This window comes from Halomonas sp. H33-56 (genome assembly GCF_040147035.1).
GTDB lineage: Bacteria > Pseudomonadota > Gammaproteobacteria > Pseudomonadales > Halomonadaceae > Halomonas > Halomonas litopenaei.
The window spans coordinates 20116-38508 of record NZ_JAMSHP010000002.1 but is presented as its reverse complement, the minus strand read 5'-3'; the positions used below and the strand labels follow the sequence as shown (position 1 = coordinate 38508).

Genomic DNA, 18393 nt, shown 5'->3' with positions numbered 1-18393 from the left:
GCCACCAAACAGGCCGCCGAGACCGGTGTGCCGCCGGTGATGCCGAAGCAGCGCCGCGGTAGCAGGAAGGGTCTTGCCGACGTCGACCCCGAGAAGGAGGCGCTCGCGCAGTACAACCGGCAGGTCAACGACTACTTCTACGAGCTGGCAGGCAAGAACCCTGGCGCCACGCCCGAGCAGATCCGCCAACTGGTCCGCATCAAGTACCCGCCATACGAGGAGTGGCGCGACCGACAGTAGTGCCCGCCTCTGCCCCCTTTCCTGGATGACACGGCCCGCCGTGGGTTGCCCCACGCCCTTACACCGCCCCTCCCGCGTTATCGCCTCCTCGAGGCGCACCTATTTCCTCCCATCGCCCGAATATCACCACCAAGAACGCCACCAGTGGCCAGCGGCCGGCTCAGTCTCGTATGGGGAGTAAAATTAAGTGATTTCAGTAGATATTAGGTAATCCCAGTAAGAATTATCTGTGCACTGTTAATATGGGGTCTCTATGTAAAACCATAGGTTTAGTCTAACCCCCGGTTCCCGGGGTTTATCCCCAAAATGCCTCGCCAAGGCGAGAAACCGCTCTAGACTACCGCCGGCGCGGCGCGCCGTTGGTCCGAGGGGCTGCGCCCCTCGAGCACCCGCTCTGTTCGGCAGTTACATGGTGTGGCGCTTCTCGCGATTGTCCAGCGGCCTTCGGCCGGTGGCGGCGCTCGCGCTGATCGACCGATCCGGCATGGTCATGGCGCCTACCGTGCCGCTGCGCGGCACCCCGTCGCACGGCATGGCGGCAACCGATAGACTATCAACCATGCATACCTCATCCGCATTACGCCGCCTCGAGGCGACCCGCTGCCCAGAGTGTCACGGCCGGGGGCATAGTCGCGGCGTGTTCCACGACCTGGAATGCCCGGTCTGCGTCGGCGCGGGCTACGTCCAGGCGACTACCGGTCATCCCCTGGATACCCTCGCCGCGCGGATCCTCGCCCGGGCAGCGTCGGCTGACGCCGTAGTGGCTCGCAGGCGGCAGCTCGAGGCTCCCGACCAGGGAACCCCCGATCGCTGGATCCTGCGCAATCGATTCCGTGGCGACTGATGGCGCGACAGTGTCGCGCATATCGGCTAGAATAGTGTGACATATTCACGCAAAGGAGCCCCGGATATGTCGCGCAAGCGCGAGATCCGTCCCGACGAGGTGACCATCTGGCTGGGGGTGCTGCTGGATGCCGCCTTCGACCCCACCTCCGCAACCCTCAATCTGGCCAGGAGCGCCGAAGCGTTCAACAGCCAGGCCCGAGGCCAGGGTCTCGATTTCCAGCCGCAGACGGCCCGTGACGGCCTTTGCCAGCTGCTGGCGCTGGCCGGCGACTTTACCGCCTATCCCGAGGACTACACCGATCGCCGCCGAGCCGAGCTGCTGCTCGCCTGGGTCGACCGCTGGATGCAGCCCGAGGACTGGTCCCGTCTTTCCTCGAGGGTGCGCAAGCGTCGCGAGCGGGCCGCTAGTGGATAATGTAACGATTTCGTTATAGCGTTACGGTTTGGTCGGGGTATAGGAAAGCAACTCTCGCTTGACCCGTTTCACGGTGGTCTCGCTGCAGCCGACCATCCGGGCGATGCGGCCATTGCCGAACGCCCTACCCTCCCCGTCACGGGCCTCGAGCAGCTGCAGGATACGCTCGCGCTTCTCGTGGTCCTTGGGGCGACCTCGGTATTTCCCCGCCTGCTGTGCCGCTTCGATCCCCTGCCGCTGGCGCTTGCGCCGGTCCTCGTAGTCCTTTCGCGCCACGGCCGCGAGCACGTCGAGCATCATGCCGTTGACCGCGTCCAGCATCCGCGCGGTGATGTCGTCGCCCTGGTCGGCGGTCATCGCGGCGTGGCTGGTGGGCAGGTCCAGGGCGACCACCCGTAGCCCCTGGGCGTCGATGCGCCCGCGAAGCCGCTGCCAGTCGTCCCGGGTCAGGCGCGAGAGTCTATCGACCGATTCGACCAGCAGCACGTCGCCGGGGTGGGCGTCCTCGAGGAGGCGAAGAAGCTCGGGCCGATCGGCGGTCGCACCCGAGGCGTTCTCCTGGTACCAGCTGACGATCGGTCGGCGATGCTCCTCGGCGAAGGCCGCGAGCTCACCCCGGGCCCGAGCGGCGTTCTGTTCTTCGGTGCTGGCGCGTAGGTAGGCGCGAACGTACATGGCCCCTCCCCTGGGTCATATAGGTGGGTCGAAAGTCGGGAGGGCATTATAGGCCCCGCTGGGGATTACTGCCCCCCTCTCGAGGGGGATGTGGCGACCAGGGCTGCAAGGGGGTGCCCTATTGGCCCCGTCTTGGCGGAAGACCGCGATGTTCGATCATGTATAGCCACACCTGTCGAGCGACGTTGGGTCGCCTGGAGGCGAACCGGATCATGCGCGCATACCAATCGTGGCCGAGGAGGTCCATCAGCCGTTGATCGCGGTAGTGTTGGTCGAGGTAGGCCTGGTCGATAAGGCGGGCGCCTATCCGGGCGAGTTCGCCGTCGATGCCGTCGGTCAGCATGGCGTCGCGTTCCCAGCGCTGGGCGGTGTTGGGGTGGTGGTGCATGTTCGGCCTGATGAGGGGTGCCCAACCCCGGGGGGTTACCCCGGGGCGGGTCTAGCTTAGTCGCGGTAGTATGCTTTAGCCGAGAAATACAGGCCGGCAGCACTGATCGCGAGCGATAGAATGGCAATTACAATCTCCATGTCTACGACTCCTTATCGCTGGAGTCGCCCGCTTTCCCCTTACTGGCCTATAGGGTTCCACGGTCAGCTGTATCACCGAGCTGAACCCAAAGGCGCGACGCGTTGAGGGCTCCACCACACAATGCCAGCCGGGTGCTTATGCCGGGATGGTGGGGCGAATTTCGGGCACTGTTCTATGACGCGCCCGACGAAACCGAAAAAACGCGCGTCGCGCCGTCGGTGTCGATTCTACAGGGCCAAGCATAAGCGTGATTGAATGTTGGTGTCGATGTTCGGATGGAATTTCACCGCCCCGTGGGCGCTCCCTCGCCTTTTAACCACTATTGACGGCCCCGGCATTACTGCTTAATATCACCTCATCACCGAGCTGAACCTGCATTGGCTGCGCTGTCGCTTACGGCCAGCCACACGAAACCCGCCCCGCTTAGGCGGGTTTTGTCGTTTAGGGCCTTTGTATCTTATACCGTTATCAAGTCGGCTCGAAAGACAGCCAGGTCAGTAACCTGATTGAATCCGCCGCCGAAAAAGGCCCGCACGCGGCGGGCCTATCGGTCGTGGCGGGGTATGGGCTATGCGCCTTCCTCGCCCGCCTCGAGACGCTTCACGATGGCCGCCTCGTGCTCCCTCAGAAGGCGCGCGTCATTCTGGGCGCCCTGGTCGCCGGCGTCGATGGCCGGCTGCAGCGCCTCGAGCTTCTGGCGTGCCTCGGCCAGTTCTCGCTCGAGGATCTCGGTGCCGCTGACGTCCAGGGCGGCGCCGATCGCGGCGAAGGCCTCGGCCCAGGTGTCTCCCCGCCAGCCTTCATGCCACTTGCCGTCGACGTCGAGCACCGCGGCGACGTAGCCGTGCTTCTCTCCCTCGATTACCGCCACGTTATCCCACAGGCGGCCCTTGTCCTGATTGATCTGCACTCCGCAGATGAAAGTGAGCGGAAGGGTCTCGCCCGTCGGCCACCGCCCCCCTCCGTAGATTTCATCCATCGTCTCGCGGAGGATGTCGGCGAGACGCTCCTTTTCGTCTGTCCCTTTCAACTCCGCGACCAGGTCATCCAGAACATCGATCGTTCGCTCGGTCGGGGTGGCGCCCTGGGGCGGCTCGTCGTGATTCAGGGCGTCGCGCAGGGCGATCGCGGCGCTGCCGTACTGCATGCCAAAACTGCCCTGCCGGCCGGTGTCGCGGATCACCTCGCCATTCTCCAGGGTGCGAGCCTCATACCAGCCCATGTCGGGGTCGCCATAGATCTCGATGGTGCCCTGGGCGCAGGGGCGGTCGATGCGGTAGATGATGTCGATCCGTCGTTCGGTCATGGTCGTCCCCTTACTGAGCCTGGAAGATCCGCCCCAGGGCGTCGCGGGTGAGTGGCGCGCAGCGGGCCAGGAAGGCCTCGAGCTTGTCGATCGGCAGCTCGCGCAGCCGGCGTAGTGGCGTGCGGGCGATGCTGGTATAGTCCTGTGCTGACATGATGATGTTCCTCTAGCCCATTGGTGCGTTGCATGTCGTGGCGTTGCGGGTGGTGAGAGACCCGCGATGTCGGTGCCGGCTGGGAGGTGAGAGCCCCGGCCGGCAATCCTTCCAGGCGGCTACCCGCCCTTCTTGTCCAGATACTCGGTCACGGCCTCGATCATGACTTCCTGCATGTCGACGTCGTGCGCGACCGCGAACATCTTGAGCCGCTTCTTCCACTCCGGCGGTACCCGCGTATTGAATGTCGTTTTCTCGCCCGCTTCGGGCTTGCGGGTGTTGTTGCCCACGACGTGGCGTTTGTCGCCGGCCTGGGGCGGTGCGCCCTTGGCGTTGGGTTTCTTGCTGGGTGCGGCCATGCTGGCGCCCTCCTGTTATCAGCGTTATGGCGTTGTTGCGTTGTGGCGTTATGTCAGGCCAGCGACTCGAGGCGGTCGATCAGCGACTGGATCAGTGCGTCGGCCTGGTCGCGCGGCCCCTTATAGGGGGATTCCACCACCGACAGGCCGCCGTCGTGGGCGCGCCGGAAGGCGGTCTTCTCCGGGATCTGGCTGGCCAGGACATGGTAGGGGGTGGCGGACAGGTAGTCGCGGGCCTCCTCGAGCTCGCGCTGGCTGTCGCCGGTCTTGCTGAGCGCGAAGGCGATCCGCTTGGCGGGCACGCCGTGGTCGCTGACCAGGCTGTTGGCGAGCATCACTTGGGGCTCGAGGTCATCGAGCGAGAGCTGGGTCGGCAGCACGACCAGGTCGGCACGCTTGGCCCCCTCGGCGGTGGCCTTGGAGGCGTGAGGGGCGCCGTCCAGCACCGTCAGGTCGTAGCGATCGGCGTTCCGCAGCGCGTGGGATACGGTGCCGAAGGTCTCGACCGAGACCACCGGCTCAACGCCGTTGGCGAGGCGGCGTTGCAGCCAGGTGAAAGAGGTGGACTGGTTGATGTCCAGGTCGGCGACCTTGACGTCCCAGCCGGCCTTGGCGTAGGTGGTGGCGATCGCCCGGGCCGTGGTCGATTTCCCGACCCCGCCCTTTTGAGAGAACACGCCGATGATATAGCCCATGGTGTCGATCCCTGTTGCGTTGGTGAGAGCGTGCAACGTCATGGCGGTATAGCGTCACAGCGTTATGGCGTTGCGCTGTTCAGGATAGTGTGTCGATGCGTCCATATCAACATATAACGCAATCTTTATAGCGTTACAGAAGTCTCGGTAGACCAGGGCCGCCACTAGCGCCGTTTTCCGCCTCGTCATTTGGATGGTTCATGGCATGTTCTTTGAGGCGGCGGGGTGCAGGCCTCGGCGATGGCGGCGGCCAGTGCCTCGAGACGTTCGACCAGGTGGTCGGAGAGGTCGGACAGGTGTTCCATCTGGAGCTCGCTGGCGCCGCCTTCATCCACCGCGCGATTCGCCATCGAGGCGATGCCGGCGGCAAGCGCCGCAGATTGACGGCATTGTCGATAGATGAGCTGGCGGCTGGGGGGCGTGACCGGGGCGCATCCGGCGGCCGGCGTGAGCGGAGAGTGTGTCATGTCGCGTTCCCTGGTTGCTGGCGCCCGCCGTTGTGTCGTGATGGGGGCGGGCCGTACACGGGTTAGCAGACCGGGGCAACCAGGACCCGGCGCACCCGAAGGTGCCCCGCGCACGACCCGCCATGACGGATCGCGCGGGCGCACGGGGGCGCCGCACGTCATGGGGCGTGCGCTGGTTGCGTTGCAGGCTGCTAAACCCGGCCATCGATTTTGCGACGGCGAAGCGAGCGTATCGCCGCGCCGTCGGGGGGTCAATTGCCAGCTAACGGGTGTTCCGGGAATCTCTGTCGCGGCGCTGGCGGGATTAGGCACGCGCCGGGGGCGTGCCGTGGTGCGCGAGCACTCGTCCGGCGATGGCCTTCCTGTCTGAGCGGTTGGGGCCATGTGGTGACGGAGGTTCCCTGGTATTCGATCTGGGGCAGGTTGGTGTCAGCGATACGAACGGTATGCGTTATATCGTTATAGCGTTACAGCGTTACAGCGTCATAATTTTATTGGGCTGGGCGCTCTTTGCCCGTTGCCTCAGGCCCCGGCGCCGCCCGGCGGCACCGCGCCGCCGGGCGGCGTTGCGGTACATGCGGCGGGTGGCGTCCTGGCCCATCTTCTCGATGCGGCTGTGCACGCCGGTGCGGGATACCGTGTGGCCGAGCCTGGCCAGCCGCACGACGATCTGCGGCACGGTCATCAGCTCGGCCTCGAGACAGTCGCGAATGATCGGGTCGAGTGCCGGCCAGTCGCTTCGCTCGCGCGGGTTGGTCCGCGCGATGTCGCGAAGCTCCAGGCGTTCGGTCGTGCAGCGCACCTGGTTGAAGCTGCGGCCCATGCGCTCGGCGATCTGGCGGTAGGACAGCCCCTCGCGGTACAAAGCCTCGAGACGGTCGTAGTCTTCCCGAGACCAGGCCTGCCAGCTGCGCGACTTGGTGGGCAGACGATAGTGGCGCACGGCGCCGCGGACCTGGTCATAACTCAGGCCCATGCGTTTGCCGATCTCGCGATAGGTGACGCCGTCGCGGTGCAGCACCTTGAAGCGTTCGATCTTGTTCGGTGACCAGGTCTTCCAGGTGGCGGGCATGCGTTGCTCCTCAGCCTTGCGTGAGCACATGACGACGGCCCTGGGCGTCGATGGGCGAGACGACGCCGTAGGTCGCCAGGGTCTCGATCAGCCGGGCGGCGCGGTTATAGACGAGATTGAGGTGGCGCTGAAGGGCACTGACGGACGCCTTGCGCGACGTTGTCACGTATTCGGCGGCCTCTGCGTAGAGTGGGTCCTCGACGCCCTGGTCATCCTGCTGCTGTCCGGGATCGACATCGCCTCCGCACGGCCCCTGCTCGAGGGCGGTGCCCTGGCCCTGGGCGATGCCGCCGAGGCTGGCCACCAGCTGCTCGATCACCTGGGCGAGGGCCTGGGTCATCAGCAGGAAGTCGGTTTCCAGGCGCACCAGGGCGTCGTCGCCGTCTTCGGCCTGGCTGGCCTCGTCGATCACGCGGTCGTCGAAGCGCAACGACTTGAGGGTGAGGTCGTCGTGCAGCACGAAGGTGGCCAGGTTCTGGGCGCCGATCGCCAGCTTGCTGACCTGACGACCGCCCTCGAGTAGCTGCTGTACCTCGTCGCTGTCGAGGTCCACCTGGCGGGCTCGCACCACGCCGTCGTCGCCCTTGGCCTTGAGTTCGACCGTGTCGCCCAGGGCGAGCCACTCCGGCCGGGTGGCGGTGTCGCCGAGCCAACCGGTCATACCGCGCATGGGCAGCGTCTGGGTGGAAAGAGGGGTGATCTTGAGGCTGCCCAGGGTCTCGCGCAGCAAGTCGAGGGCCTCCTCAGCGCGCTTGCGGGTGCCGGTGTTGACGACGATCAGGCCGCGGCGAGTGTCCCACCACAGGTCGATCTTCTGGGTGCGCACGAAGGCGCGCGGCAGGAGTTCCTCGTAGACCTGCTCCTTGAGGGCGATCTTTTCCTGACGGCGAAGGGGGCGGCCCTCGCGGGCCTCGATGTCCTCGACGCGCTCCTCGAGCTCGTCCTTTACCACGCCGGCCGGCAACAGCCGCTCCTGGCGCAGCAGGGTGATCAGGCGCTGGCCCTGGAGCTCGTGCAGCAGTTGCGTACCGGCGCGACCGGCGGGCGCACACCAGCCGAGGCGGCGTGCCTCGCTGCCGCCCAGGGGGCGGAAGGCCTGTTCGCCGAGGGCCGCCTCGAGGGTGGCCTGGTCGAGGTCGGGAGCGTCGTGGAGATGGTAGGCGGTAGCGGCTTTGAAGAACATGGCGTTATCTCGTTAAAGCGTTATGGCGGTTGGGCGTTACACGTCGTCAGGGGCTGGCAAGAAATCGCTGCCCTTGTCGCGCCCGGTGACTTTGAGGAAGTCCACTTCTACGCGTGCACTGTCGATGATCGATCCGGCCACGCCGTTCATGGCGCGGGCGCGGGCGATTTCCTTGTCGAGCTCCTCGCCGGTGAGGTCTTCATCACCGAGCCGCTCGAGCTGGGCGAACATGTGATTTCTGAGGTCGTCGATCTTGTTCTTCATGCGTGGCGTCTCCGGCGATTGTTGACCTTGCGGGTGATGGCGCCGCGCAGCTGTACGATCTGGGCCAGCTCCGGCGGCAGGTTGGTGTGATAGCTGTTGCGTCGCATCAGTTCGGCGCGGGTGATGAGCTCGAGGTTGTCGGGGGTGAAGTTGCGGCGGTTGCCGTCGCGGAACACCAAGGCGTGCCCCTCGGGCACCTGGCGTCCGGTGTGTTCTTCCCACACCAGGTGATGCACGGGCCGCCAGTCGCGGGGTGTGTAGCCGGTGTCGGTCACCTTGCGCTGTAGGTAGCCATCGCATTCACGTTCGCTGCCAATCGGCGCCCAGGTTTCAGGACGTCGGCCCGCCTTGAAACGGGTGGCATGCCCGCCGAAGTCCAGCCCTTTTATGCCCTTGTTCCATGCGGCCTGGCCGGTCCTGAACTGCCCCGGACCGGCGGCCATGTGTTCGGCTGATTTGCTAAGCCCCATCGCCCGGGCTTTCTGTCCGACGCTGCGAGGGTTGCGTCCGAAGATCTTGCCCAGCGTCGCGTTGCCCTCGTTCGGGTAGAGTTCGCGCAGCAGTTGGCGGTCGCTCTCGCTCCAGGGGGTGCCATCGTTTCTTGCCATGCCGATTCTCCGCGTTATTTCGTTAAAAAGTTATGGCGTTATGCGAACTTGAGGCGCTCGAGGTCGACCGGGTAGTGGGGGTTATGGATGCACCAGGTCGAGCGAATGCGATGGGGGAAGTGGTAGCCGTCGCAGTAGCATGTCCACGCTCGCCAGCCGCGCCTGTCCGCCCACTTGTCGAGGCGCAGGCTGTCGAAAGCGCCACAGCGCTTGCAGCGGATCCGGCGGGTGTATTCGGCCGGGTGCTTGGCCTTCACCTGGCGGGCGCCGCAGTTGCGGCATCGGCAGTGCCGGCGGCGTGGGCCGGTGATGACGTGGACGTTGTGCATCAGCTCACCTGGGCGTAGAGGGCCGCGATATTGGGCAGTGGCCCGCCGGGGCCGACGTCCTGGCGCTGGGTGCGGCTGGCGCGGCTGGCGGTGGTTGGAGCACCGGCGCGACGTGGCACGCGGTTGGTCTGGCCGTCCGGGAAGGCGCCGACGCTGAGCACGGACAGCAGTAGGCACAGGGCGCGAGGGGCGAGCACGTCCAGGACGAAGCCGCGGGCGATGGTGTGGGTCTTGGTCTTGGCGCCGAGCTTGGCGCGCAGGTTGCGCTCGATCTGTCGGACGGCCGCGCGGTCGCCGTTGACGGCCGTCTCGATGGCGCTGGGGGTGGCACCGTCGGCCAGCATGACCAGCACGGTCAGCTCCTCGGCGGTGAGGTTCTGTCCGCCCTGGCCGATGACGTCCTCGCCGACGATCGGATTCATGACGACTCGCCCCCCGACGTTCCTGCCATCTCGGCGACGGCCACGGCCATGCTGGTCAGGTCTTCGCGCACCTGTCGCGACAGGTCGCCCAGGTGTTCGAGCTGCTCCTGGGTGGCCTCGCCCTCGTCGATGGCGCGTTCGGCGATGGCCTCGATGCCGCCGGCGAGGGCGGCGTTGCGCCGGATCTCTCGGTGCAGCGAGCGGGCGCTCAGAGTGCTGAGGCTGCCACGGCGCGAGGGCGGCGTGGGAAGGACCGCGAGCGGCTGCTGGTCTGACATGGTGGCTCCTCGTATGCGTCACTGAAAGTGTAATTTGTCACTAAAAGTGTCACGAGGCAACCATAAAAAACACGGCATGTGTCATGCCGTGCTCATGAGGTGGCTAGTACGGGGTTAGCTGTCGCGTTCGATCCGCGCGATGCGGCCGATGATGGTCATGTCGTCGAGCTGGGCTCGGGTCAGATTCTGGTCGGGATACTGGCGGCTATCCTCGGCGCTGAGCGTGTAGGTGCCGTCGAGCTCGGGGCGGATGCGCCGCACCCAGGCGCGGTCGCCGACCAGGATGGCGAACAGATCCGGCCGACTGTCGGAACGCGTGCGGGTCATGTCCGCCAGCACGACATCGCCGCTCCGGATGACGTTGGCCATGGTGTCGTCGTCCACACGAATGGCCATCAGTTGATTGGCATCGAGGCCGTGCTGGGCGAGATACGCCGGACTGTAGGCGGCGACGTCGGTGGCGTTGGCGATGCGGGTGGTCTCGCCCTTGTGGGTGATCGTGTTCCGGTCTGCTGGCCGATAGCCGGCGCCGGGCGTCGAGGCGTCCCAGCCGGTGAGGTAGGCGGGCGTGACGCCCAGCACCCGTGCGGCGGTCTCGAGCTCCTCGTACTTCGGCGCGCGGATGCCCAGTTCCCAGTTGGAAAGGCGCGAGCGGGTGAACTTCATGCGCTGCGCAGCTTCCTCGATCGTCAACCCCAGGTCCCGGCGCGCGGCGGCGAGGCGCGTGGATATGATCTCTCGAGTGTCCGACATGCAGTGTCCCCATGGCCTGGCTGTTTGGCGCGTGGCTGCCGTCATTCCGTGACGTGCTGAGCCCTGTCGTCGTGAGCGCCGGTCTGTATTACCAGAGAATAATACACTTTGCGTGTCATCGCGTCATAAAAAGTCTTTGTTTACGCGGTTGTTGCGCGCTACCATGACACATAACGTGACATTAGAGACTCGTTTTGTGGAACTAAACGACTGGATCGATGAGTTCGGCCTCGAGGGGGCCGCTGCCCTGCTCAAGGAGAAGCCGCGCACCGTGTACAGCTGGTACCGGTTCCAGAAGGCGCCGCGGCTGGCCTCGGCGCTTAACATCGTGGTGCGGACCCGTGGGCGGGTCGACTACAACGGCATCTATGGGCCGCTGGCGCGGGCTCGGGCGGAGGTGGCATGACGGCCTTCGTGCATGCCGCGACGCTGTCGGAGACCGAGGCGGTGGCGGCCATCGAGTCGCATTTCGCCCTGGTCGGCTATGCCCGCTACCTCAAGGCGCTGGAGGTGATCGCCGCCGAGGGTGAGGCCCGAGCCGCGACCCTTTCATGGGATGGCTGGGCGGCCGCGCTGGCCGGTGACCAGGAGCGCCTCGCCGAATTCTTCGCATTCTGTGCGGAGTGGGGCGCGCTGACCTTCGAGGATGACGGCGAGCGCGTCACCGTCGGCTGCCCCGAGTTGACGTTGCCGCGCGATCCTCGCGAGGTGCTGCCACCCCCCGACGAGCAGACCCTCTATACCACTTCCGAGCAATGGGCGGCCTGGTTCGAGCAGGAGCTCTCCTTTCCGCCGGCGATGGCTAAGGATCCCAAGGCGCTGCGCATGTTCCGTCGCTGGTGCGCCTCGAACGTGACGGTCGGCGAGATGAATGCGGCCGTCCAGCGCGCCGTCGCCGACAACACTGGAATGAACCCCGCCGCGTTGCACCGTCAGCTCCAGGCGCTGCGCCGGCAACGACTGGAGGACGCCACGACATGGTGATCATCGGAATCGCGGGCTCCAACGCCACGCGACGGGATGCGGTGGCCGAGGCCGCCGCCGAGGCCAAGCTCAGGCGGCTGCTGGTGCATGCCGTCTATAACCCGACGCTGCGCGGTGGGCGAGGGTCGATCCAGAGCCGCGTGCAGCGCATCGGCGAATCCATTGAGGACGTGAAGTGCGCGCGGATGGCCGGCGCGCTGTTTTCCCAGGTTCTGACGGAGCCGGAGGCCCAGCAGATTCGCGACCTGGGCGGGGTGATGTGGCACGTCCAGGGCGTGCCCAGCAGCGAGGTGGCGATCCAACGGGGCGACCTGATGGTGACCAGCAAGCCGGGCGGTGATCGCCACTTCCTGGATCCGGTCGAGGCGCTGTCCGCGACCCTGCTGGCGCTGGACGCCCGGGAGGCCTAATGAGTCGAGGTTTCACGAAGGGCGCGGCCATCCTGTGCGGTAACTCGAGTTTTCGTGACTTTCTCGCGCAAAAGACGGGGCGGCCGGTGCCCGATGCCGAGGCCGCGGCCAAGGAGGTGAGGCTGGCGGTGCGGGTGATGAGTCGTCGGGAGTTGGACGCCAATCCGGCCGCCGCCGAGCGCTATGGCCACCTGGTCGCGGAGTTCAACGCATGGCGTCGGTGAAAACGCCTCGCCACCAGCTGTACCGCCGTTCGAGTGGCTCCAAGTACGGCAACCGGCGCATTCAGGTGGATGGCCGGACCTTCGACAGCAAGAAGGAAGCCCGCTACTACGGCGAACTCAAGGTGCGACAGCAGGCCGGCGAGGTGGTGATGTTCCTGTGGCAGGTGCCGTTTCACCTGCCTGGCGGCACCAAGTACATCGCCGATTTCGTGGTGTTCCTGGCCACCGGAGAGGTGGAGGTGGTGGATGTGAAGGGTGTGCGCACCGACGTCTATCGGCTCAAGAAGCGCCAGGTCGAGGCGCTGTACCCGATCACCATAAAGGAGGTGTGACCGTGAAGATGTCCAGCCGAGTCATGGCGTTCTTGATCGAGGTGGAAAACGAGCACGGCGCCGCTGTGGATAAGTTTCCGTCTCCGGAGGCCTCGATGTGTGCGCTCACCGAGGAGGTCGGGGAGCTGGCCAAGGCCCTGCTCGAGGAGTCGCCCGAACGGGTCCGCAGGGAGGCCATCCAGGTGGCCACCATGGCCATGCGGGTCGCGCTCGAGGGCGACCCGACCCTGAATGGCTATCGCCACCGCATCGGTGTTGGCACCCATCCCGAGGGTGAGCATGTGGGCGATCGTGTCGTGGCGACGGCAAACGCCAACCAGGAGCACTGATATGGCGCGCCGTCGCCGCAGTGACCTCGATGACTTGTTCGAGCTGTGGGCCCGCTGGTGCCACAGCCCGGGCGGCGTGCTGCCCTCCGCCGGCCCATCGATCCTGGCGCGGTGGATGGAGGGGCGCGGGCATGTGGTGTTCGGTGGTGGTGGCGGTGACGCCCCCACCGACCTGGTCGAGGAGCGCATCGAGGCCGCGGTGATGGCGATCGCCGCCCGGGATGACATGACCGCCAAGGTGCTGCGATACGAGTACGGCGTGTGGAGCGCTGCCGGTGAGTGGCGCGACCAGCGCGACCAGGAGGCTAAGGCGCTGACCCAGGCGGACAAGGCGCGGGCCCTCGGGTTGGGCCTGCGCATGTACAAGTACCGGCTCGCGGCCGGCAGGAAAGCAGTAGAGCAGAATTTGGGGGAGCAATGACTCACGACCACTTGGTGGAGCGGGCAGAGAAATGGCTCAGGGGGCAGGGGTGCGGCGTCGTGTTCAACGACCGGTTTCGCGCTGCAACGCATTCAGGCGAGCAGCCTGATGCGATTGGCTGGCGCGACGGCTTGTCGCTTTTGATCGAGTGCAAAGCTTCTCGAGCCGACTTCCTGGCCGACAAGAAAAAGCGCTTCCGCCGTGACCCTGCCGAGGGGATGGGGGATTGGCGGTTCATGATGTGCCCGCCAGGGTTGATTGCTCCTGATGAGCTGCCGCCTGGCTGGGGGCTGCTGTACGTTCACCCGCGAAAAGTGGAGAGAGCGCACGGAGTGCCGGCCAACTGCCACTGGTGGATCAAGAAGCCCTTCGAGGGCAACAAGCGCAGCGAGACACAGCTGATGTATTCGGCCCTTCGCCGCCTGAGCCTGCGGGGGCACTTCGATTCGATCTATGAGCCTGTATGGAAGGTTGAACAATGACCGAAATGCGAATCATCACCGCCCATGGCATCGATGGTGACCTGGGCGATATGAATATGCGGGTGTCGGCCCACGGTCCCTATGGTCCTGGCGGCGCCCAGGCCGAGTATGCGATCGGCGAGGGCGTCGATCAGGGTGTGTCGCGCTGGCTGGCACACCTTCGCTTTCAGGTCGGCAATCCTGCCGAAGGCGTCAACGGCGTGACCCTCGAGGCGCTGCTGGCCGTCTGCCTCGACCGCCTGTCGTGCTTCCAGTCGGGGCCGCATGCTAACGCCTACAACGCCGAGTCTCTGGCTCATATCGAGAAGGCGCTCGAGGCGCTCAAGGATCGCACCCGAGAGCGGGATAGCCATGTCGATTGAGATGGATGTCGCGGCCGAGGTCGAGCAGCTGCTCGCCGGAAGTTGCCGACCCGCAGCTGACGCCGCCGATGAGTTCGGCCTGACCGAGGATGAGGTCAATCGCATCATGGTCGAGGCCGGCCATGAGGTGTGTGAGGCCTGTGGGTGGTGGTGCGAGGAGGTCGAGCTCGACGTGATCGACGACGAGTACGTCTGCACCGACTGCCGAGATACCTAGCCGACGTCAGTATCTATGACGTCATAACGATTTAACGCTATAACGCAGCGGCTCGCGCCCGGGCGTTGCACGGCACACCCGCCGGGGTAGCCGTTGCCCGGAGTGAGCCCGTGTCCCATACCCTCGTTGTATCCCTCTCCGATACCGTCATCCGTCGGCACCTGGCCGACCCTTCCGTTCGACAGCTTCGCGATCCTCGCTACCCGCTGCGCCTGCGTTTCAATCGGGCCCGCACGCGGGGATCGTGGTTCGTCGTCAAGCATGCCGATGGCCGTGATCGCTGGCGTAAGGTCGGCGCCTTCCCGGATCTCACCACCAAGGCCCTGCTGGGGCGTCTTCCCGAGATACAAGGCCGCTTGGCCGCCGATCCCGATGCCGCAGTGGGAGTCAGCGGATGGGCGACCGTCGCCGACCTGCTGACCTGGTACCGCGATCGAGTGGCCAGTCACGGCCGGCTGTCACGCCGTCGCAAGTCAGCCATCCGTACTGCCATTGATCGTCACCTGCTCCCGCGACTGGGTGAGGTGAGGCTCGCCGAGTTGACCCCGCCGATCGTCGACGACCTCCTGGTGTGGCCGATGCAGGCCGAGTATTCGCTGGCCTATGTGCGCCTGGTGCTGGGCGTGGCTAAGGGGGCGTGCAAGCAAGCCCGGGCGCTGGGGCTGCTCGAGGTGAACCCTCTGGCCGATGTTCAGCTGAGTGACTTCCTGGATGCCCGGGTGCCGCCCAAGCCATCACGCCTGCGCGCCGATGATCTGCCCGAGGTGCTGCAGGGCATGGTCGAAGCCGAGCCGATGCCCTGCCTGCTGATGCTGCTGGTCTTGCTGTTCGGTACCCGTATCAACGAGACCCGGCTCACCCGTTGGGATCATCTTGACCTCGAGGGACGCACCTGGACGATCCCGGCCGACCACACCAAGTCCAAGCGCGAGCACCGCTTGCCGCTGACTAACGTCGCCGTGACCCTGTTGAAACGGTATCGCGAGGGGCAGCGCTCGACGGGTTATCGCGGGGTGCATCTGTTCCCGGGGGAGAGGGGTAAGCCGGTTTCGGAGACGACCGCGTTTGGGTGGGTGGCCGGTGTGTCGTGTGGCGACTGGTCCTCGCACGATCTGCGCAAGCTGGCCCGGACCATATGGGCGGATCTCGGCGTCGACTACATGGTGGGCGAGGTTTTGCTCAATCATGCCCTCTCCAAGCTCGACCGAACCTATATCCACACCTATGTCGAACGCCAGGCCGAGGATGCCTTGAAGCGCTATCACACCTGGCTGCGCGAGCGTGGTATCGATGCATTGCTGACCGAGACCATCCCGAGACAGTGCCTGGGGCGCGACAGCAAGCCCGCCCCGTGGTGGCAAGGGTTCACGTAAGGATGGTCGGAGTTATCACGTAGGAGTATCCGAAGGCCTCGTGAGGGCGGTCGTTGGCTTACTCTGGGCGTGCGAATAACACCTTTTGAGCAGGCTGTGTCACGAAATGTGTTGCACGGCTTTGCACTTTCCTCTATGGTTGACGCCAAGGTGGTTCGGTGCGTCGGTAGGCGGCTCCTGGTGCTTCTCCTCGTGTGGCGAGCGCATCGAACCATCGCCCATCAGTTCCCTGCGTTTTCACCCCGGCTTCGGCCGGGTTTTTTTGTGCCCGGAGATCCGCCATGTCTGCCCATGCCCCGACCCGTTGGTATCGCGAGGCCGAGCTCGTGCCCTATGACCCGCCTCGCTTCGTCGACCCGAGCGCCGACGACGCATCCAACCTGGCGGCGTTCCTGGACATGCTGGCCCACGCCGAGGGCACCGATCGCTACGGCGATCAGGGCGGCTATGACGTGCTGGTGGGTGGCGAGCTGTTTCGCAGCTACGACGATCACCCGCGGCGCTCGGTCTACCTGCCCGCCTACGGCATCCGCTCGACGGCGGCGGGGCGTTACCAGTTCCTGGTCGGCACCTGGGATGACCTTGTCGCCCGCTTCGGTCTGCCGGATTTCAGCCCGGCCAGCCAGGACGCGGGGGCGATGCAGCTGATCCGTCAGTGCCGGGCTCTCGACCTGGTGTACGACGGCAAGATCCATGAGGCGATTCACGCCTGCCGACGCATCTGGGCGAGCCTGCCCGGTGCGGGGTACGGCCAGCGTGAGGTTGCCACCGACGAGCTGGTCGAGGTGTACCGCCAGGCCGGCGGACTTGTGGCGTAACCAGGGCGCACGAGGTGCCTGTGATGACTACTCAACCGGATAGGCGGGACGACATGCCCACACGTGACCCGAACAACTGGCAGGCGCTGATCGATGCCCTGCGACATTTTGCGGACTACCTGCCGAATCTCGGGGCGGCGCTGTTGACGTTCGCGCTGGCCCTGACGCGCGGTATCCAGCACGGCGGTCCGCTCAAGAAATCGTTTCTCAATGCCCTGACCTGCACCCTGCTGGCGACCGGCCTGTTTCCGCTGTTCGTCGGGTTGGCGGCGCGCTATGACCTGCCGCTGACCGCCGCCTTTGCGCCCTGCGTGTTTCTCGCAGTGATGGGCGTGGATTGGCTGCGCACCAAGGCCGACGACCTCTACGAGGTGGTGGTCGGGCGGTGGCGGAGATGATCGGCGCCCTGGTCAAGCGGCTCACGGGGCCGCTGCTGCCCTGGCTGCTGCTGGCCGCGGTGGTGGTGATCGGTGGCCTGGCCTGGCGGGCCGATGCGCTGAGCGATGATCTCGCCGACATGGCGATTAAGCGTGACCGGGCCGAGGAGGCGGCCGAGGTCGCGCGCACCGCGCTGGCCTGGCAGGCCGAGCAGGTCGAGCGCATGGCCGAGGCCATCAAGCAACGCGACGCCCGGATCGCGCGGGGCGAGCAGGCGATCGCCGAGCGCCGAGAGGCGCTTCGGCGGCTGGAGGATGACGATGCGACGAGTGATTGGACTGCTGACCCTGTGCCTGCTGGTGTTCGTCAGTGGGTGCGCGACCTCTCGATCGGCCCCGATGTCGGCGATGACGTGTCCGGTGGTGCCGGAACACATGACCACTCCGCTGCCCGCGCCGACGCGGGACGTGACCCATAACCGCGACCTGCTGCAACTGCTCGCCGACTACGAGGCCCAGCGAATCCGCTTCAATGCCGACCGGATCGGTACGGCGACGATCCTGCGGCATGGCGAGAACGGCAGTGCCGCCGAGTAGGAGGAAAGCGCATGCAGTTCGGGGCCAGTATCGACATCGAGGGCGTCGAGGCGCTTCGCCGCCAGATGCTGGGATTTGAAAGGCAGATCCCGTTCGCGACGGCGCTGGCTCTGACCCGCGTCGCCCAGCGCGTCAAGCAGGGTGAGCTCGCGGTCATGAAGCGCCGTTTCGACCGCCCGACCAAGTTCACCATGAACAGCCTCTACGTGAAGCGCGCGAAGAAAGGCGATAGCCCGCCTAGAGCCACCGTGCATTTCCGTGACTTCGCACCAAAAGGAACGCCCGCCGACACCTACCTGCAGCCGCAGGTGCGTGGCGTCCGGCGCAACAAGAAGCGCTTCGAGAAGGCGCTGATCTATGCCGGGGCGATGAAGCCTGACGAATGGGCGATCCCGGGCGGCGGTGCTCGCCGGGATGTCTACGGCAACGTGGCCAAGGGTCAGATCACCCAGGTGCTGTCCGCGCTGCGGGCCTTCGGCGAGCAGGGCTATCAGGCCAATGCCACGAGCAGCAAGAGCAGCCGCCGCAAGGGCAACGCACGGCGCTACTTTGCCGGCGAGGTCGGTGGCGAGCGTGGCGTCTGGCAGCGCATCAACTCGGCCTTCGGCGAGGGAGTGAAGCCGATCTTCCTGTTCACTCGCGACGAGCCGTCGTATCGCACGCGCCTGCCGATGACCAAGATCGCCGAGAACATCGCGAAGGCGAACTATGATCGCGAGTTCTCCCGGGCCATCGAGGAGGCGATCGCCACCGCGCGATGACGTCCGACATGCCTCGCGGGTCCTCCCGAGGGGGTGGGGCCATTGCGGGTAATTCGAACCCCAATCGTTGGCTACATACGAGATTTTTCCAGGATGAGGTTGTTGTTTTGT

Annotated in this window: 35 protein-coding genes and 1 pseudogene; 19 read left to right on the top strand and 17 right to left on the bottom strand. The window is 65.6% G+C overall.

Features of this window, described 5'->3' with window-relative positions; translation table 11 throughout:
- Window positions 1–240: hypothetical protein (locus tag NFH98_RS20970; protein ID WP_349623183.1), on the top strand; the 240-nt coding region annotated here is incomplete at its 5' end.
- 405 nt (window positions 241–645) lie between these two features.
- Here the strand turns inward: NFH98_RS20970 and NFH98_RS20965 are convergent.
- Entirely contained in the window at window positions 646–801 is a 156-nt protein-coding gene (locus NFH98_RS20965; protein ID WP_349623182.1) for a hypothetical protein, read from the bottom strand.
- On the opposite strand from NFH98_RS20965, the gene NFH98_RS20960 reads away from it, so the two are divergent.
- Complete coding sequence (locus NFH98_RS20960) at window positions 800–1084, top strand: hypothetical protein (RefSeq protein WP_349623181.1); 285 nt, start codon at window positions 800–802, stop codon at window positions 1082–1084. The two genes, NFH98_RS20965 and NFH98_RS20960, sit on opposite strands and share 2 nt — an antisense overlap.
- A gap of 66 nt (window positions 1085–1150) precedes the next feature.
- A complete protein-coding gene (locus NFH98_RS20955) occupies window positions 1151–1501 on the top strand; it encodes a hypothetical protein (protein ID WP_349623180.1) in 351 nt (116 codons plus the stop codon).
- 21 nt (window positions 1502–1522) lie between these two features.
- Here the strand turns inward: NFH98_RS20955 and NFH98_RS20950 are convergent, their stop codons facing one another.
- From NFH98_RS20950 to NFH98_RS20875, 16 genes and pseudogenes are all read right to left on the bottom strand, one after another.
- Window positions 1523–2176: a recombinase family protein gene (locus tag NFH98_RS20950; RefSeq protein WP_349623179.1), complete on the bottom strand. Its 654-nt coding sequence runs from the start codon at window positions 2174–2176 to the stop codon at window positions 1523–1525.
- 118 nt (window positions 2177–2294) lie between these two features.
- Window positions 2295–2564: a hypothetical protein gene (locus tag NFH98_RS20945; protein ID WP_349623178.1), complete on the bottom strand. Its 270-nt coding sequence runs from the start codon at window positions 2562–2564 to the stop codon at window positions 2295–2297.
- Between the two features lie 709 nt (window positions 2565–3273).
- Window positions 3274–4011 carry a hypothetical protein gene (locus NFH98_RS20940; RefSeq protein ID WP_349623177.1) on the bottom strand — a complete coding sequence of 246 codons (738 nt, stop codon included), beginning with the start codon at window positions 4009–4011 and terminating at the stop codon, window positions 3274–3276.
- 10 nt (window positions 4012–4021) lie between these two features.
- Window positions 4022–4165, bottom strand: coding sequence for a hypothetical protein (locus NFH98_RS20935; RefSeq protein ID WP_349623176.1), 144 nt, complete (start codon window positions 4163–4165; stop codon window positions 4022–4024).
- A gap of 119 nt (window positions 4166–4284) precedes the next feature.
- Window positions 4285–4524: a hypothetical protein gene (locus tag NFH98_RS20930; RefSeq protein WP_349623175.1), complete on the bottom strand. Its 240-nt coding sequence runs from the start codon at window positions 4522–4524 to the stop codon at window positions 4285–4287.
- A gap of 53 nt (window positions 4525–4577) precedes the next feature.
- A complete protein-coding gene (locus tag NFH98_RS20925) occupies window positions 4578–5219 on the bottom strand; it encodes a nucleotide-binding protein (RefSeq protein ID WP_349623174.1) in 642 nt (213 codons plus the stop codon).
- Between the two features lie 185 nt (window positions 5220–5404).
- The gene (locus NFH98_RS20920; RefSeq protein WP_349623173.1) at window positions 5405–5686 is read right to left on the bottom strand and encodes a hypothetical protein; all 282 of its coding nucleotides are present in this window, start codon (window positions 5684–5686) and stop codon (window positions 5405–5407) included.
- 475 nt (window positions 5687–6161) lie between these two features.
- A complete protein-coding gene (locus tag NFH98_RS20915; RefSeq protein ID WP_349623172.1) occupies window positions 6162–6758 on the bottom strand; it encodes a hypothetical protein in 597 nt (198 codons plus the stop codon).
- A 10-nt stretch (window positions 6759–6768) separates the two neighbouring features.
- Window positions 6769–7044, bottom strand: a complete 276-nt coding sequence (locus NFH98_RS20910) for a DNA translocase FtsK (protein ID WP_502878766.1) — start codon at window positions 7042–7044, stop codon at window positions 6769–6771.
- Window positions 7024–7941, bottom strand: a pseudogene (locus NFH98_RS20905) (recombination-associated protein RdgC); the annotation flags it as partial. The pseudogene NFH98_RS20905 and the gene NFH98_RS20910, both read right to left, overlap by 21 nt.
- 36 nt (window positions 7942–7977) lie before the next feature.
- Entirely contained in the window at window positions 7978–8205 is a 228-nt protein-coding gene (locus NFH98_RS20900) for a hypothetical protein (RefSeq protein WP_349623171.1), read from the bottom strand.
- Window positions 8202–8813, bottom strand: coding sequence for an HNH endonuclease signature motif containing protein (locus NFH98_RS20895; protein ID WP_349623170.1), 612 nt, complete (start codon window positions 8811–8813; stop codon window positions 8202–8204). Before NFH98_RS20895 ends, NFH98_RS20900 begins: the two co-directional genes overlap by 4 nt.
- Before the next feature lie 38 nt (window positions 8814–8851).
- On the bottom strand, window positions 8852–9142 hold the full coding sequence (locus tag NFH98_RS20890; RefSeq protein WP_349623169.1) for a hypothetical protein: 291 nt from the start codon (window positions 9140–9142) through the stop codon (window positions 8852–8854).
- The gene (locus NFH98_RS20885; protein ID WP_349623168.1) at window positions 9142–9564 is read right to left on the bottom strand and encodes a hypothetical protein; all 423 of its coding nucleotides are present in this window, start codon (window positions 9562–9564) and stop codon (window positions 9142–9144) included. The genes NFH98_RS20890 and NFH98_RS20885 overlap by 1 nt, the downstream gene beginning before the upstream one ends.
- Window positions 9561–9842, bottom strand: coding sequence for a hypothetical protein (locus NFH98_RS20880; RefSeq protein ID WP_349623167.1), 282 nt, complete (start codon window positions 9840–9842; stop codon window positions 9561–9563). Before NFH98_RS20880 ends, NFH98_RS20885 begins: the two co-directional genes overlap by 4 nt.
- A gap of 114 nt (window positions 9843–9956) precedes the next feature.
- Window positions 9957–10595: an XRE family transcriptional regulator gene (locus tag NFH98_RS20875; protein WP_349623166.1), complete on the bottom strand. Its 639-nt coding sequence runs from the start codon at window positions 10593–10595 to the stop codon at window positions 9957–9959.
- 196 nt (window positions 10596–10791) lie between these two features.
- On the opposite strand from NFH98_RS20875, the gene NFH98_RS20870 reads away from it, so the two are divergent.
- The 16 genes from NFH98_RS20870 to NFH98_RS20795 all read left to right on the top strand — a co-directional run bounded on the left by NFH98_RS20870 (window position 10792) and on the right by NFH98_RS20795 (window position 18282).
- Window positions 10792–11001, top strand: coding sequence for a hypothetical protein (locus NFH98_RS20870; RefSeq protein WP_349623165.1), 210 nt, complete (start codon window positions 10792–10794; stop codon window positions 10999–11001).
- On the top strand, window positions 10998–11579 hold the full coding sequence (locus NFH98_RS20865) for a hypothetical protein (RefSeq protein ID WP_349623164.1): 582 nt from the start codon (window positions 10998–11000) through the stop codon (window positions 11577–11579). The genes NFH98_RS20870 and NFH98_RS20865 overlap by 4 nt, the downstream gene beginning before the upstream one ends.
- On the top strand, window positions 11573–11989 hold the full coding sequence (locus NFH98_RS20860) for a hypothetical protein (RefSeq protein ID WP_349623163.1): 417 nt from the start codon (window positions 11573–11575) through the stop codon (window positions 11987–11989). The genes NFH98_RS20865 and NFH98_RS20860 overlap by 7 nt, the downstream gene beginning before the upstream one ends.
- Window positions 11989–12213 (top strand): hypothetical protein, encoded by a 225-nt coding sequence (locus NFH98_RS20855; protein WP_349623162.1) that lies wholly within the window; start codon window positions 11989–11991, stop codon window positions 12211–12213. The genes NFH98_RS20860 and NFH98_RS20855 overlap by 1 nt, the downstream gene beginning before the upstream one ends.
- Complete coding sequence (locus NFH98_RS20850) at window positions 12201–12545, top strand: DUF1064 domain-containing protein (RefSeq protein WP_349623161.1); 345 nt, start codon at window positions 12201–12203, stop codon at window positions 12543–12545. The genes NFH98_RS20855 and NFH98_RS20850 overlap by 13 nt, the downstream gene beginning before the upstream one ends.
- Window positions 12546–12547: 2 nt before the next feature.
- Entirely contained in the window at window positions 12548–12874 is a 327-nt protein-coding gene (locus NFH98_RS20845) for a nucleoside triphosphate pyrophosphohydrolase family protein (protein ID WP_349623160.1), read from the top strand.
- A gap of 1 nt (window position 12875) precedes the next feature.
- A complete protein-coding gene (locus NFH98_RS20840; protein WP_349623159.1) occupies window positions 12876–13295 on the top strand; it encodes a hypothetical protein in 420 nt (139 codons plus the stop codon).
- The gene (locus NFH98_RS20835) at window positions 13292–13777 is read left to right on the top strand and encodes a hypothetical protein (RefSeq protein ID WP_349623158.1); all 486 of its coding nucleotides are present in this window, start codon (window positions 13292–13294) and stop codon (window positions 13775–13777) included. The genes NFH98_RS20840 and NFH98_RS20835 overlap by 4 nt, the downstream gene beginning before the upstream one ends.
- On the top strand, window positions 13774–14139 hold the full coding sequence (locus NFH98_RS20830) for an Acb2/Tad1 domain-containing protein (RefSeq protein ID WP_349623157.1): 366 nt from the start codon (window positions 13774–13776) through the stop codon (window positions 14137–14139). Before NFH98_RS20835 ends, NFH98_RS20830 begins: the two co-directional genes overlap by 4 nt.
- Window positions 14129–14356 (top strand): hypothetical protein, encoded by a 228-nt coding sequence (locus NFH98_RS20825; protein ID WP_349623156.1) that lies wholly within the window; start codon window positions 14129–14131, stop codon window positions 14354–14356. The genes NFH98_RS20830 and NFH98_RS20825 overlap by 11 nt, the downstream gene beginning before the upstream one ends.
- A gap of 110 nt (window positions 14357–14466) precedes the next feature.
- Window positions 14467–15729: a tyrosine-type recombinase/integrase gene (locus tag NFH98_RS20820; RefSeq protein WP_349623155.1), complete on the top strand. Its 1263-nt coding sequence runs from the start codon at window positions 14467–14469 to the stop codon at window positions 15727–15729.
- 281 nt (window positions 15730–16010) lie between these two features.
- On the top strand, window positions 16011–16547 hold the full coding sequence (locus tag NFH98_RS20815; protein WP_349623154.1) for a glycoside hydrolase family 24 protein: 537 nt from the start codon (window positions 16011–16013) through the stop codon (window positions 16545–16547).
- A 53-nt stretch (window positions 16548–16600) separates the two neighbouring features.
- Complete coding sequence (locus NFH98_RS20810; RefSeq protein ID WP_349623153.1) at window positions 16601–16945, top strand: phage holin family protein; 345 nt, start codon at window positions 16601–16603, stop codon at window positions 16943–16945.
- On the top strand, window positions 16942–17403 hold the full coding sequence (locus NFH98_RS20805) for a hypothetical protein (RefSeq protein ID WP_349623152.1): 462 nt from the start codon (window positions 16942–16944) through the stop codon (window positions 17401–17403). The genes NFH98_RS20810 and NFH98_RS20805 overlap by 4 nt, the downstream gene beginning before the upstream one ends.
- On the top strand, window positions 17393–17521 hold the full coding sequence (locus NFH98_RS20800) for a hypothetical protein (protein WP_349623151.1): 129 nt from the start codon (window positions 17393–17395) through the stop codon (window positions 17519–17521). Before NFH98_RS20805 ends, NFH98_RS20800 begins: the two co-directional genes overlap by 11 nt.
- Window positions 17522–17532: 11 nt before the next feature.
- A complete protein-coding gene (locus NFH98_RS20795; RefSeq protein ID WP_349623150.1) occupies window positions 17533–18282 on the top strand; it encodes a hypothetical protein in 750 nt (249 codons plus the stop codon).
- Window positions 18283–18393 lie beyond the last annotated feature (111 nt).

Excerpts from the sequence above, each read along its gene's own strand:
- NFH98_RS20815 (WP_349623154.1), top strand. The coding sequence starts at position 16,011 with ATGTCTGCCCATGCCCCGACCCGTTGGTATCGCGAGGCCGAGCTCGTG.
- NFH98_RS20875 (WP_349623166.1), bottom strand. The coding sequence starts at position 10,595 with ATGTCGGACACTCGAGAGATCATATCCACGCGCCTCGCCGCCGCGCGC.
- NFH98_RS20855 (WP_349623162.1), top strand. The coding sequence starts at position 11,989 with ATGAGTCGAGGTTTCACGAAGGGCGCGGCCATCCTGTGCGGTAACTCG.
- NFH98_RS20835 (WP_349623158.1), top strand. The coding sequence starts at position 13,292 with ATGACTCACGACCACTTGGTGGAGCGGGCAGAGAAATGGCTCAGGGGG.
- NFH98_RS20955 (WP_349623180.1), top strand. The coding sequence starts at position 1,151 with ATGTCGCGCAAGCGCGAGATCCGTCCCGACGAGGTGACCATCTGGCTG.
- NFH98_RS20930 (WP_349623175.1), bottom strand. The coding sequence starts at position 4,524 with ATGGCCGCACCCAGCAAGAAACCCAACGCCAAGGGCGCACCGCCCCAG.
- NFH98_RS20885 (WP_349623168.1), bottom strand. The coding sequence starts at position 9,564 with ATGAATCCGATCGTCGGCGAGGACGTCATCGGCCAGGGCGGACAGAAC.
- NFH98_RS20935 (WP_349623176.1), bottom strand. The coding sequence starts at position 4,165 with ATGTCAGCACAGGACTATACCAGCATCGCCCGCACGCCACTACGCCGG.
- NFH98_RS20965 (WP_349623182.1), bottom strand. The coding sequence starts at position 801 with ATGGTTGATAGTCTATCGGTTGCCGCCATGCCGTGCGACGGGGTGCCG.
- NFH98_RS20925 (WP_349623174.1), bottom strand. The coding sequence starts at position 5,219 with ATGGGCTATATCATCGGCGTGTTCTCTCAAAAGGGCGGGGTCGGGAAA.
- NFH98_RS20900 (WP_349623171.1), bottom strand. The coding sequence starts at position 8,205 with ATGAAGAACAAGATCGACGACCTCAGAAATCACATGTTCGCCCAGCTC.
- NFH98_RS20920 (WP_349623173.1), bottom strand. The coding sequence starts at position 5,686 with ATGACACACTCTCCGCTCACGCCGGCCGCCGGATGCGCCCCGGTCACG.
- NFH98_RS20840 (WP_349623159.1), top strand. The coding sequence starts at position 12,876 with ATGGCGCGCCGTCGCCGCAGTGACCTCGATGACTTGTTCGAGCTGTGG.
- NFH98_RS20915 (WP_349623172.1), bottom strand. The coding sequence starts at position 6,758 with ATGCCCGCCACCTGGAAGACCTGGTCACCGAACAAGATCGAACGCTTC.
- NFH98_RS20960 (WP_349623181.1), top strand. The coding sequence starts at position 800 with ATGCATACCTCATCCGCATTACGCCGCCTCGAGGCGACCCGCTGCCCA.
- NFH98_RS20810 (WP_349623153.1), top strand. The coding sequence starts at position 16,601 with ATGCCCACACGTGACCCGAACAACTGGCAGGCGCTGATCGATGCCCTG.
- NFH98_RS20890 (WP_349623169.1), bottom strand. The coding sequence starts at position 9,142 with ATGCACAACGTCCACGTCATCACCGGCCCACGCCGCCGGCACTGCCGA.
- NFH98_RS20830 (WP_349623157.1), top strand. The coding sequence starts at position 13,774 with ATGACCGAAATGCGAATCATCACCGCCCATGGCATCGATGGTGACCTG.
- NFH98_RS20940 (WP_349623177.1), bottom strand. The coding sequence starts at position 4,011 with ATGACCGAACGACGGATCGACATCATCTACCGCATCGACCGCCCCTGC.
- NFH98_RS20950 (WP_349623179.1), bottom strand. The coding sequence starts at position 2,176 with ATGTACGTTCGCGCCTACCTACGCGCCAGCACCGAAGAACAGAACGCC.
- NFH98_RS20895 (WP_349623170.1), bottom strand. The coding sequence starts at position 8,813 with ATGGCAAGAAACGATGGCACCCCCTGGAGCGAGAGCGACCGCCAACTG.
- NFH98_RS20945 (WP_349623178.1), bottom strand. The coding sequence starts at position 2,564 with ATGCACCACCACCCCAACACCGCCCAGCGCTGGGAACGCGACGCCATG.
- NFH98_RS20865 (WP_349623164.1), top strand. The coding sequence starts at position 10,998 with ATGACGGCCTTCGTGCATGCCGCGACGCTGTCGGAGACCGAGGCGGTG.
- NFH98_RS20860 (WP_349623163.1), top strand. The coding sequence starts at position 11,573 with ATGGTGATCATCGGAATCGCGGGCTCCAACGCCACGCGACGGGATGCG.
- NFH98_RS20880 (WP_349623167.1), bottom strand. The coding sequence starts at position 9,842 with ATGTCAGACCAGCAGCCGCTCGCGGTCCTTCCCACGCCGCCCTCGCGC.
- NFH98_RS20850 (WP_349623161.1), top strand. The coding sequence starts at position 12,201 with ATGGCGTCGGTGAAAACGCCTCGCCACCAGCTGTACCGCCGTTCGAGT.
- NFH98_RS20805 (WP_349623152.1), top strand. The coding sequence starts at position 16,942 with ATGATCGGCGCCCTGGTCAAGCGGCTCACGGGGCCGCTGCTGCCCTGG.
- NFH98_RS20825 (WP_349623156.1), top strand. The coding sequence starts at position 14,129 with ATGTCGATTGAGATGGATGTCGCGGCCGAGGTCGAGCAGCTGCTCGCC.
- NFH98_RS20795 (WP_349623150.1), top strand. The coding sequence starts at position 17,533 with ATGCAGTTCGGGGCCAGTATCGACATCGAGGGCGTCGAGGCGCTTCGC.